This is a genomic window from Candidatus Binatia bacterium (assembly GCA_035631035.1).
Lineage (GTDB): Bacteria > Eisenbacteria > RBG-16-71-46 > SZUA-252 > SZUA-252 > DASQJL01.
This window is the reverse complement of sequence record DASQJL010000007.1, coordinates 38140-48615: the sequence shown is the minus strand read 5'-3', so window position 1 is coordinate 48615 and position 10476 is coordinate 38140. Positions and strand designations below refer to the sequence as shown.

The 10476-nt window shown below is 70.6% G+C and carries 11 protein-coding genes; 9 read left to right on the top strand and 2 right to left on the bottom strand.

Features of this window, described 5'->3' with window-relative positions; all coding sequences use genetic code 11:
• Together VE326_00880 and VE326_00875 are read right to left on the bottom strand one after the other, a co-directional pair.
• Positions 1-578, bottom strand: a 578-nt coding sequence (locus VE326_00880; GenBank protein HYJ31749.1) for a 2-oxoacid:acceptor oxidoreductase family protein, incomplete at its 3' end; no start/stop codon positions are given.
• Positions 579-586: 8 nt separating this feature from the next.
• Positions 587-796 carry a ferredoxin gene (locus tag VE326_00875; GenBank protein ID HYJ31748.1) on the bottom strand — a complete coding sequence of 70 codons (210 nt, stop codon included), beginning with the start codon at positions 794-796 and terminating at the stop codon, positions 587-589.
• Between the two features lie 216 nt (positions 797-1012).
• On the opposite strand from VE326_00875, the gene VE326_00870 reads away from it, so the two are divergent.
• Genes VE326_00870 through VE326_00830 form a run of 9 tightly spaced genes read left to right on the top strand, consistent with a single transcriptional unit; the run spans position 1013 to position 10390 of the window.
• Positions 1013-2059, top strand: a complete 1047-nt coding sequence (locus tag VE326_00870; GenBank protein ID HYJ31747.1) for an FAD:protein FMN transferase — start codon at positions 1013-1015, stop codon at positions 2057-2059.
• A gap of 5 nt (positions 2060-2064) precedes the next feature.
• Positions 2065-3408 (top strand): electron transport complex subunit RsxC, encoded by a 1344-nt coding sequence (gene rsxC / locus VE326_00865; GenBank protein ID HYJ31746.1) that lies wholly within the window; start codon positions 2065-2067, stop codon positions 3406-3408.
• Positions 3405-4400 (top strand): RnfABCDGE type electron transport complex subunit D, encoded by a 996-nt coding sequence (locus VE326_00860; GenBank protein HYJ31745.1) that lies wholly within the window; start codon positions 3405-3407, stop codon positions 4398-4400. Before rsxC ends, VE326_00860 begins: the two co-directional genes overlap by 4 nt.
• Positions 4397-5287 carry an FMN-binding protein gene (locus VE326_00855; GenBank protein HYJ31744.1) on the top strand — a complete coding sequence of 297 codons (891 nt, stop codon included), beginning with the start codon at positions 4397-4399 and terminating at the stop codon, positions 5285-5287. Before VE326_00860 ends, VE326_00855 begins: the two co-directional genes overlap by 4 nt.
• Positions 5284-5958 (top strand): electron transport complex subunit RsxE, encoded by a 675-nt coding sequence (gene rsxE, locus VE326_00850; GenBank protein HYJ31743.1) that lies wholly within the window; start codon positions 5284-5286, stop codon positions 5956-5958. Before VE326_00855 ends, rsxE begins: the two co-directional genes overlap by 4 nt.
• Positions 5942-6901 carry an Rnf-Nqr domain containing protein gene (locus VE326_00845; GenBank protein ID HYJ31742.1) on the top strand — a complete coding sequence of 320 codons (960 nt, stop codon included), beginning with the start codon at positions 5942-5944 and terminating at the stop codon, positions 6899-6901. The genes rsxE and VE326_00845 overlap by 17 nt, the downstream gene beginning before the upstream one ends.
• A 2-nt stretch (positions 6902-6903) precedes the next feature.
• Positions 6904-7770, top strand: a complete 867-nt coding sequence (locus tag VE326_00840; GenBank protein HYJ31741.1) for a Fe-S cluster domain-containing protein — start codon at positions 6904-6906, stop codon at positions 7768-7770.
• Complete coding sequence (locus tag VE326_00835) at positions 7767-9551, top strand: 2-oxoacid:acceptor oxidoreductase family protein (protein HYJ31740.1); 1785 nt, start codon at positions 7767-7769, stop codon at positions 9549-9551. The genes VE326_00840 and VE326_00835 overlap by 4 nt, the downstream gene beginning before the upstream one ends.
• On the top strand, positions 9548-10390 hold the full coding sequence (locus tag VE326_00830) for a thiamine pyrophosphate-dependent enzyme (protein HYJ31739.1): 843 nt from the start codon (positions 9548-9550) through the stop codon (positions 10388-10390). The genes VE326_00835 and VE326_00830 overlap by 4 nt, the downstream gene beginning before the upstream one ends.
• The last annotated feature ends 86 nt before the right edge of the window (positions 10391-10476 follow it).

Here is a 10476-nt window from a genome sequence, read left to right as displayed (position 1 = left end):
GCGCGGAGCGCGCCTCGGTTCCGCTCCACCACCGAGTCGGGCACGTGGCGCTTCTTCAGGGTCTGGAGGAAGGACTCGACGATCGCCGCCTCCTCGAAGCCCCCGATCGCGTGCGCGACGGCGACGTAGATCGAGACGTTGCCGATCGCGTGCTTCAGGTGCTCGGAGCCGATCGCGTCGCCGGCGACCGTCACGACGCGGCCGGTCAGCCCATAATGCCGCGCGCACTCTTCGGGGGTGTGCGGGGTGTTGAGGACGAACGTCCCCCCCTGGGGCACCCCCTGCGTGAAGTCGGCCGACCGGGCCGCCCCCTCGTCCATCAGGACCGAGAGCGCCGGTCGGGTCACCTCACAGGCGGCGAGGATCGGTTTGGCGCTGACCCGGAGGAAGGAGCGGATGTTCGCACCGCGCCGGGCGCTGCTGAAGAAGGGCCACTCCTGGACGTGCAGGCCGGAGTCCCGGAGCATGAGGTTGGCCAGGCTCTGGAAGGCGAGGACGAGGCCGCCCCCGGCCTTGCCGTCCCCCCGAACGTCCAGCACCGAAGTCCGGATTCGCTCCCTTAGATCGATCGCGGGCATGCGTATACCTACTTTTTACGCCACAGAATGGCGTGCCCGGGGCACTCGGCGATGATCTTGTCGAGCTTGGGCTTTTGGGACTCATCCACGGCCGTGTTGTAGACCTCGGCCACTTCCTCGTCCTCGACCTTGCGGAATGCCAGGGGCATCGCCTTGATGCAGTCCCCGCATTCGGTGCACAGGTCCTCGTCGATGTAGAACTCGGGTACGTTCGCCATGGGGGTCACCCTCCTCCGGGGATGGCTGCCGTTTCGTCTGTTCCAAATGTCGCACGTCGCCTCCCGATTCTCCCTGGTACTTTGGCACCGCTACCTTGGTAGCGGGGCCCCGCTACTTTGGTAGCAGGGGATTTAGGCGGGCAAAATCGTAGACTCCGGTCGATAGGTATTCCTGACAAAAGGTCAGGTTGCTCTCCAACCGAACCGGAGCGAGTCATGACCGACCCCACGAAGCCCCCGAAGCGCTCGGGAACCGAGGATCCCCAGTTCCAGGCCGGCCGCCGGCGCTTTCTGGGTCTGGCGGCGCTCCTCTCGGGCGGGGCGGCGCTGGCCGTCGTGCGTCCGAGCTCGATCCCGGGGCTGGGCGGCCTGTCGGGGAGCCCCGCTCGCGTCCGGCGGCTCGAGTCCTCGCGTCCGGCGCTGGGGACCTGGATGCGCGTGGTCGTCAACGACCACGATCCGAAGCGGGCCGAGCGCGCCATCGAGGGCGCCTTCCGCGCGGTCCGCCTGGTGGACGCCCAGATGAGCATCCATCGCCCCGAGAGTCAGGTGAGCCGCGTGAACGCGGCCGCCGGTCGTGGCAGCGTCCGCGTGGATGCCGCCCTGCTCGACGTCGTCGATCGCGCGACCGCCATGGCGCGCCGCACGAACGGCCTCTACGACCCGACCGTGCTTCCCCTGATGAAGCTCTACGGCTTCTACCGCTCGGGGCGGACCGCCTGGCCCAGCGATCGCGAGATCGCGGCCACGCTGGACCGCACCGGATGGCGCCACGTGCGCCTGAACCGCGCGGCGGGGACGCTGGGACTGGCGCGCGAGGGCGTTGCCCTGGACCTGGGCTCGATCGGCAAGGGCTGGGCGCTGGACCGCGCGGTGGACGCCATCCGCGCCGAAGGGGTCGCGTCGGCGCTCGTGGACCTCGGCGGGAACATCTACGCGCTGGGCGCGCCCGACGACGATGCGGCGGGATGGTCGGTGGGGATCCCGCATCCGGAGTCGGGCCGCATCGAGCGCGTGCTCACGCTGCGGGACCGCGCCGTCGCGACGAGCAACGACCGGGAGCAGCATCATCGCCTTGGCAACGTCGAGATCGGCCATCACCTGGACGCGCGCCGCGGCCGCCCCTCGGGCGGCCACAGGAGCGCGACGGTGGTCGCGAAGACCGGTCTCGAGTCGGACGTCCACTCCAGCGTCGCCTACCTCCTGGGCCCCTCGGGATTCCACGGATTCTCCGAGATCCAGGAGAGCTTCTTCCTGGGATAGCGCGCATGCCCGAGCTCAAGACCTTCGGCCGCGGGGGCATCCACCCCGATCCCCACAAGCGGGACACCGCCGAGCGGGGGATCGAGCCGATCGATCCGCTGCCGTCCGAAGTCTGGCTCCCGCTGCTGCAGCACCTGGGCGATCCCTCGGTCCCGATCGTGAAGAAGAACGATCGCGTCGTTCGCGGACAGAAGATCGCCGAGGCGGGGCCGAGCGGCGTTCCCCTGCACGCGACGATCTCCGGGAAGGTGAAGCCGATCGACAAGCGGCCGCACCCGACCCTGGTCTCCGCGGAGGCGATCGTGATCGCGCGCGAGAGCGACGAGGAGCTGGAGTTCCCCGAGGACCCGGGCTGGCGCGAGCTGGGCACCGGTGGGGCGCTCGAGCGCATCCGCGAGGCGGGAATCGTGGGCCTGGGGGGCGCGGCGTTTCCGACCTATCGCAAGCTCACGCTGCCCGAGGGCGTGCGGGTCGATACGTTCGTGCTGAACGGCGCGGAGTGCGAGCCCTACCTCACCTCCGACTACCGCCTGATGCTGGCCGAGCCCGAGGCGATCGTCGAGGGCGCGCTCGCGATGGCGCACATCGTCGGCGTGCGCCGCGTGCTCGTCGGGATCGAGGCCGACAAGATGCCCGCGGTCCTCGCCCTGCGCGAGGCCGCCAAGCGCGTCCCGCACGAGGGCTACTCCTTCGACGTGGTGCCGTGCGAAGTCCGTTATCCGCAGGGGGCGGAGCGCCAGCTGGTGGCAGCGCTCACCGGCCGCGCCATCCCGCCGCGCGCCCTCCCCCTCGCGGTCGGCGTCGTCGTCCAGAACGTCGCCACGGCGCACGCCGTCTACCAGGCGCTGCGCTACCGGAAGCCGCTCCTCGACCGCGTCGTCACCGTGACGGGGCCGGGGATCGTCTACCCGCGGAACGTTCGCGTGCCGCTGGGGACCCTTCTCGAGCGGGTGGTCGAGTTCTGCGGCGGGCTTCGCGTGGACACGACCCGCCTGATCGCGGGAGGGCCGATGATGGGACGCGCGCTCCCGCGGCTCGACCTTCCGATCACGAAGGGGATGAACGGGCTCCTGGCGCTGACCGGGCGCGGGCCGTTCGAGATGGGCTACGGGCCCTGCATCCAGTGCAGCCGCTGCGTGGACGCCTGCCCGCTCGGCCTCGAGCCGGACCAGGTGTCGGTGCGGGTCGAGGCGGGGAAGGTGCTCGACACCGAGCCCTTTGGCGCACGGGAGTGCTACGAGTGCGGCTGCTGCACCTACGTCTGCCCCTCGGGCAGGCCGCTCCTCCAGTTCATGCAGGTCGCGAAGTCGTCCCTGCGGCGCGCGACCAGCGTGCGGGTGACGACATGAGCGAACCGGCGGCCGTGCCCGCTCCGAGCACGTTCGTCCTCGCCCCCGGTCCGCATGTCCGGACGTCGGAATCGACGGCGACCATCATGTGGACCGTGAACGCCGCACTCCTTCCCGCGGCGGCGTGGGGCGCCTTGATGTTCGGCTTCCCGGCCCTTGCGGTGATCGGGGCCTCGATCCTGGGCGCCGTGGCCGCCGAGTGGGGTGCCGGGCGGATGATGCACGCGCGCACGTCGGTCCGGGACGGGAGTGCCGTCTGCACCGGTCTTCTCCTCGCGATGACGCTGCCGCCCCGGCTTCCCGCGCCGGCCGCCTTCCTCGGCGCGGTGTTCGCGATTCTTTTCGGGAAGATGATCTTCGGCGGGCTGGGCTACAACCTGTTCAATCCGGCGCTCATCGGACGCGCGTTCCTCATGGCGACGTTCCCGCTTCCGATGACGGCCGGCTGGTCGCCCCCCGCGAAGTGGATCTCCCACGTGGACGCGGTGACGACGGCGACGCCGCTCGCCGCGCTGCGCGAGCGCGGCATCGACGCCGCCCTCAAGCTGGCCGGCGGCCCCGAGTCGCCCCTCGCCGGGCTCTTCCTGGGGATCCGCCCGGGGTCGATCGGCGAGACGTCGGTGCTCCTCCTGTTGGCGGGAGGCGCGGTGCTGCTCCTGCGCCGGATCATCTCGCTCACCATCCCGCTCGCGGTCGTCGCCGGCGTCGCGCTGGTGACCGCCCCGACCGGGCACGTGGACCTGCATCTTCTCTCGGGCGGGCTCTGGCTCGGCGCGCTCTTCATGGCGACCGACTACGTCACGTCGCCGACGACGCGGAACGGCCAGATCGTGTTCGGCCTGGTGATCGGCGCCCTGACCGGCGTGATCCGGATCTACGGCGGCTATCCCGAGGGGATCTGCTACGCGATCCTCCTCGCCAACGCGCTCGTGCCCGCCCTGAACCTCTGGTTCAAGCCGGCGCGGCCGGTGTTCGCGGGAGCGCCGTCGTGACCGGCCCCGACGTGAAGACCGGCGGCCCGGCGGTTCCGGGCAAGGCCCCGAGCGCGGGCGGCGAGGTCGTGCGCATCGCCGCCTCGATGACCGCGGTCTGCGCGGTGGGCGCGCTGATCCTGGGCGGCGTCTATCTCGCGACCGAACGCTACGCCGAGGCGGCGCGGAAGTCGAGCGAGCGCGAGGCGGTGACGCAGATGCTGGGGCTGGACGCGCACGCCTCCGTGCTCGAGGTGAGCCAGTACCTGAGCCCGGATGGCGAGAGCGTGGTCTACCGCACCGCGTCCGAGGGAGCCCTCCCCGGCCGCGAGCTGGTCTTTTCGCTCGACGGCGCCCTGCTCAAGAAGGGGAGTGCGCCGCTCGCCCCCGCCCCGCGCGAGCTCCGCCCGCTCGGCCGCGTCTTCGCCGCGCGGCGGGACGGCGTCCCCGCGGGCTTCCTCGTCGAGGGGGAAGCCCGGGGGTACAAGAACCGGATCCGCTTCTTCGTGGCGCTCGACACCGCCTGGACGGTGCAGGGCGTGCGCGTGGTGGAGCATGAGGAAGATCCCGGCCTGGGCGCCGAGGTGGCCACGCCCTGGTTCCAGGGGCAGTACGCCGGGCGCACGTTCGCCGACGTGGGCGCGCTCGACGTGACCAAGGACCCGATACCCGAGGACTGGCGCGGCGCGCTCCGCGACCTGGGCCGGCTGTCGCCCACCGCCTGGCAGGAGGCGCACGGCGCCGAGCGCGAACGCGAGCGGAAGCATCCGATCTACGCCGTGACCGGCGCCACCATCTCCAGCCGCGCGATCACGCAGGGCGTGCGCGCGACCATCCTCCACTTCCGGAAGCGCTGGGAGCGGATCGCCCCCTATCTCGAACCCGACGCCCGCGAGGCCTCGCGATGAGCGAACAACCCCTTCTCTTCACGCAGCGTCCTCCGGGTGCGATCTCCCTGTTGAAGAACGGCATCTTCGGCGAGAACCCGGTATTCCGCCTGGCGCTCTCCCTCTGTCCCGCCGTGGCCGTCACGACCACCGTCGCCAACGGCATCATGCTCGGGGTCGCGGTGCTGCTCGTGCAGGTGCTCTCCAGCGTGACCGTGGCGCTCACGCGGCGGTGGATCCACCCCCGCGTGCGGATCCCGGTCTACACGATCATCATCGCGGTCTGGGTGAGCGCGATCGACATGGTGCTCGCCGGCTTCTTCCCGCTCCTCTACGCGCAGGTCGGCCTCTACGTGAAGCTGATCGTCGCGTTCGCGATCATCATCTCGCGGCTGGAGGTGTTCGCCTCGCGCATGCCGCTCATCCCGACTTTCTGGGACGGGCTCGGCATGGGGCTCGGCTTCCTCTTCGCGCTGATGGCGATCGGGACCTTCCGGGAAGTGCTCGGCAACGGGACGCTGCTCGGGTTCCGCATTGTGCCGGAGAAGCCGCTCCTCTTCTTCGCGCTGCCGGCGGGAGGATTCTTCTCGATCGCGCTCCTCATGGCCTTCTTCAACGTGCTCGAGCGCCGCATGTCGGGCGGGAAGAACGTCGCGCCGTCCACGGGAGGGAGCCATGGCCAAGCCGCGTAGCCTGGTCCTTGCGGGGACCGCCGCCCTGGCACTCTGCTTCGCGATTGGGCTCGCCCTGGCCGCCGCCGCCGGACGCCCGGCCGCACCGCACGCGCCCTCGAGCGTCATCACCCGCGCCCGCGTCCTCGCGCCCGACCACGTGCGTCTCACCGTCGCGGCACCGGTCGCCGACCTCCGGCCGTCGAACTTCCGCGTCACCGACGAGCGCGCCCCCGACGTGCCGATGGACATCGCCGCGGTGGAGACCCTACCCGGCGGCGCCATCCTCCTCACCGTGGCGGACCGGCTGGACCCGGCGGCCGGCTACCGGATCTCGATCCTGAGTCCCGCCGGGACCCGCGAGGCGAAGCCCGCGCCGTGGGCGCTTCTCTTCACGGTGGTCATCTCCTCGGCGCTCATCAACAACTTCGTCTTCACGCGCTACCTCGGGCTCTGCATCTTCTTCGGCGTCTCGAAGAAGCGCGACACGTCGGTGGGGATGGGCTTCACCTTCGCGGCCGTGATGCTCCTCTCGGCGGCGATCTCGTGGGGCCTCTACACCTTCGTCATGCGACCCCTCGAGCTCAAGTTCCTGCAGGTGATCGTGTTCATCGGCGTGGTGGCCTTCATCGTGCAGGCCCTCGACACGATCTTGCGCAAGACGCACGCATCCCTGCACCAGCGGTTCGGCGTCTACCTCGTGCTGATCACGACCAACTGCATCATCCTGGCGGTGCCGCTCCTGAACGCGCAGGCGGAATCGGGCGCCGGCGAGTCGCTCGCCCTGGCCCTCGGCTCGGGCGCCGGCTTTGCGCTCGCCCTCTTCCTCATGTCCTGCGCCCGCGAGCGGCTCGAGCTGGCGCGCGTCCCGGCCGCTTTCCAGGGGCTCCCGATCGCCTTCGCGCTGGCGGGTCTCTTCGCGCTCGCGTTCATGGGCTTCTCGGGCCTCACGTTCCTGAGATAGCGATGAACGACCTCCTCCACGCGGCGCTCTGGGGCTTCGCGGTCTTCACCGCGATCGGCGTCGTGTTCGGCCTGACGCTGGCCGGCGTGGCGCTCCGCTTCCAGGTCCCGGTGAACCCGACGGTGGAGAAGGTGCGCGCGTTCCTCCCTTCGGCCAACTGCGGCGCGTGCGGGTTCGCCGGCTGCCAGGCCTACGCCGAGGCGGTCGTGCTGCGGAACGAGGTCTCGCCGAACCTGTGCGTCCCCGGCCGCGCCGCCGTGGCCACGGCGCTCGCCCGGCTCACGGGGAAGGAGCTGGGCTCGGTCGAGGATCGCATCGTCGTGATGCGGTGCCAGGGAACGAGCGCCTACGCCCGGAAGGAAGCGGAGTATGCCGGACTCAACACCTGCGCCGCGGCCGCGCTCGTCTTCGGCGGCCCGCGCGCCTGCAAGAACGGCTGCCTCGGCCTGGGGGACTGCGTCCGGGCGTGTCCGTTCGACGCGCTCTCGATCGGCGGGGATGGGATCGCCGTGGTGAACGCCGATCGCTGCACGGGCTGCGGGCTCTGCGTGCCGGTCTGCCCGAAGGAGCTCTTCCAGTTCTACCCCCGGACGCGGCGGATCGAGCTCTCCTGCGTCGCGAAGGAGAAGCAGTCGGTCGTCCGGGCCACCTGCATGGTGGGCTGCACCCTCTGCCGCAAGTGCGTGGCCAAGTGCCCCGCCCAGGCGATCGAGTGGGATGGCCGAACCATCCTCATTCACCATGAAACCTGCCTCGCCTACGGACCGTCCTGCGGCGAGGCGTGCGTCGACATCTGCCCGAGCACGATCCTGCATCGCGTGGGACAGCTCGCGCAGCCCGAGCCGGCCGAGCCGGCGATGGAGGCATGACCGAGATGCGCGCTCCGACGACCCCCGACACGCACCCTTCCACGTTGCCGGAGGCCCGCCCCGGCGCGCCGCCACGGCCGCGGTCGCTCGTCCTGGCCCTCGTCGGGAGCGGCGGCGACGGCGTGGCGCTCCTGGGCGATCTCCTGCTGGGCATGGCGGCGCGCGAGGGGCTCTACGGCATGATGGTGCAGTCGTACGGGCCACAGATCCGGGGCGGCGAATCGGCCGCCATCCTGCGCCTCGCCGATCACGAAGTGCAGTACGAGGGGGATCAGGTGGACATCCTCCTCTGCTTCCGCCTGCGCGACCTCGCCCGCTTCCAGACCTCGCTCCGCGTGCATCCGGGAAGCATCGTGGTGATCGACCAGGGGGAGACGGCGGAGGTGCCGGCCTGGCTCGGCGCGACGATCGAAAAACCCTATCGCTTCCCGTTCGCGCGCTACGAAGAGGGCCTCGAGGTCGACGGCCCGCCCAAGAACATGCTCGGGCTGGGACTCCTCTGCCGCATGCTCGGCTGGCCCGACACCCTGGCGCAGGACATCCTCCGGCAGCGCTTCACCGCGCGCCGGGAGCGCCTGCAGTCGAACCTCGAGTCCCTCGCGACCGGCTTCGCGGTGCTGGACCCGCCGTCGCGTCCCGCCCCCGAAGGGAAGGGGCTCGGGCTGTTCGCCGAGACCGGAAACGAGGCGGTGGCGCGCGGATCGATCGCGGCAGGCCTCGGCTTCTTCGCGGGATACCCGATCACCCCGTCCTCGGAGGTGATGGAAACCCTGATCGACGAGCTGCCGGCCGCAGGCGGGCGCGTGGTGCAGGCGGAGGACGAGATGGCGGCGATGGGGATGGTGCTGGGCGCCTCCTTCGGCGGCGTGCACGCCATGACGGCGACCAGCGGTCCCGGGCTCTCCCTGATGACCGAGATGATCGGGCTCTCGAGCATGGCCGAGCTGCCCGCCGTGATCGTGGACTGCCAGCGGGCCGGCCCCGCGACCGGGATGCCCTCGCGCACCGAGCAGTCGGACCTCTTCCACGCGATCTACGGCGGCCACGGCGACTTCCCGCGCGCGGTGCTCGGCATGTTCGACGTCGTGCACGGCCGGGACGTGATGCCGCACGCGTTTCAGATCGCCGAGAAGTATCAGCTCCCGGTGATCGTGCTCTCCGACGCCTATATCGCGCAGCGCCGCCAGATCCGCGACCCGGCGGTGGCGCGCCGGGAGCGCGCCGAGCGCGAGCGCTGGACGCCGGAGAACGGCCTGCCGGCGCGCTTCGACGTGACCGGCGAACATGGCGTGAATCCCTTCCGCGTGCCGGGAACGCCGGGCGGCAGCTATCTCGCCGCCGGCATCGAGCACAACCAGGAGGGCTATCCGACCGCGGACACGACGATGCATCAGCGGATGAACGAGAAGCGCTTCCGGAAGATGACGGGGATCGCCGCCGAAACGCGGGACTGGTACCGCACGCTCGGCGACGGCGCGGCGCCCAAGGGGATCGTGGCATGGGGAAGCACCTACGGCCTCCTGCGCGAGTGGGTGATCGCGCATCCCGAGTGGCGCGTCTTCCTGCCCGAGATCATCCACCCCTTCCCGATGGAAGCGTTCCAGTCGTGGCGCCGGGGTCTGACGAGCCTCGCCGTCGTGGAGCTGAACTACCAGGGGCAATTCCACCGCTACCTGTCGGGGCTGACCGACCTGCGCGGCGCCAAGTCGGTGGCGCGGAGCGGCGGCACGCCCATGACGGCGGCGGAGCTGGATCGGCTCCTCGAGGAGGCGGGATCATGAGCACGATGAAAGCGAAGGACTATCGAAGCGGCCTGGAGCCGGTGTGGTGCACGGGGTGCGGCGACTACGGCGTGCTGAAGGGGCTGACCCAGGCGCTGGCCGATCTCGAGATCCCGCCCGAGCGGCTTGCCGTGATCTCGGGAATCGGCTGCTCGAGCCGCCTTCCCGGCTACACGAAGAGCTACGCTTTCAATTCCATCCATGGGCGCGCGCTCCCCATCGCGAGCGGGCTGAAGCTGGCGCGCCCCGAGATCACGACCGTGGTGGTCGGAGGGGACGGCGACGGGTTCTCCATCGGGCTCGGCCACATCCCCCACGCGATCCGCCGCAACGTGAATCTGACCTACGCCGTGCTCGACAACGGGATCTACGGATTGACCAAGGGGCAGGCCTCGCCCACGACGGCGCAGGAGTTCAAGCGCGACCGCGGTCTGGCAGGCGTGGAGGAGCGGCCCCTGAACCCCGTGCTCCTGGTGCTGAGCAGCGGCTGCGGGTTCGTGGCCCGCACGCACGCGGGGAACCTCCCGCACCTGCGCCAGATGTTCCGCGCGGCGCTGGAGTATCCCGGGTTTTCGTTCGTGCACGTGCTGGCGGGATGCGTGACCTACCAGACCCCCAGGTACGCCGACGAGGTCTATCAGCGGTGCGATCTGCTCCCCGAGAGCTACGATCCGGGCGATCTTTCGCGCGCGATGGACGTCGCGCGTGCGGAGCGCTTCTCGCTGGGAATTCTCTACCAGCGCCCGCCCGAGATGCCCGCGGCGACGTCGCCCTGGGAAGGCGAAGCGGCCATCTGGCCGTCGGTGGCGGATGCGAAGCGGGAGCGTCCGGGAGAGTAGGCGCCAGAGGAAGCACCGTTAACATATAACTAAACTTGCGCCGGGGCAAGTTGCTCGCAGTTCGCCCCGGGACGAGTCTCGATCCA

Coding starts and splice junctions, on each gene's coding strand:
- VE326_00845 (HYJ31742.1), top strand. CDS start 5,942: ATGGCCAAGCCGCGTAGCCTGGTCCTTGCGGGGACCGCCGCCCTGGCA.
- rsxE (HYJ31743.1), top strand. CDS start 5,284: ATGAGCGAACAACCCCTTCTCTTCACGCAGCGTCCTCCGGGTGCGATC.
- rsxC (HYJ31746.1), top strand. CDS start 2,065: ATGCCCGAGCTCAAGACCTTCGGCCGCGGGGGCATCCACCCCGATCCC.
- VE326_00870 (HYJ31747.1), top strand. CDS start 1,013: ATGACCGACCCCACGAAGCCCCCGAAGCGCTCGGGAACCGAGGATCCC.
- VE326_00835 (HYJ31740.1), top strand. CDS start 7,767: ATGACCGAGATGCGCGCTCCGACGACCCCCGACACGCACCCTTCCACG.
- VE326_00860 (HYJ31745.1), top strand. CDS start 3,405: ATGAGCGAACCGGCGGCCGTGCCCGCTCCGAGCACGTTCGTCCTCGCC.
- VE326_00840 (HYJ31741.1), top strand. CDS start 6,904: ATGAACGACCTCCTCCACGCGGCGCTCTGGGGCTTCGCGGTCTTCACC.
- VE326_00830 (HYJ31739.1), top strand. CDS start 9,548: ATGAGCACGATGAAAGCGAAGGACTATCGAAGCGGCCTGGAGCCGGTG.
- VE326_00875 (HYJ31748.1), bottom strand. CDS start 796: ATGGCGAACGTACCCGAGTTCTACATCGACGAGGACCTGTGCACCGAA.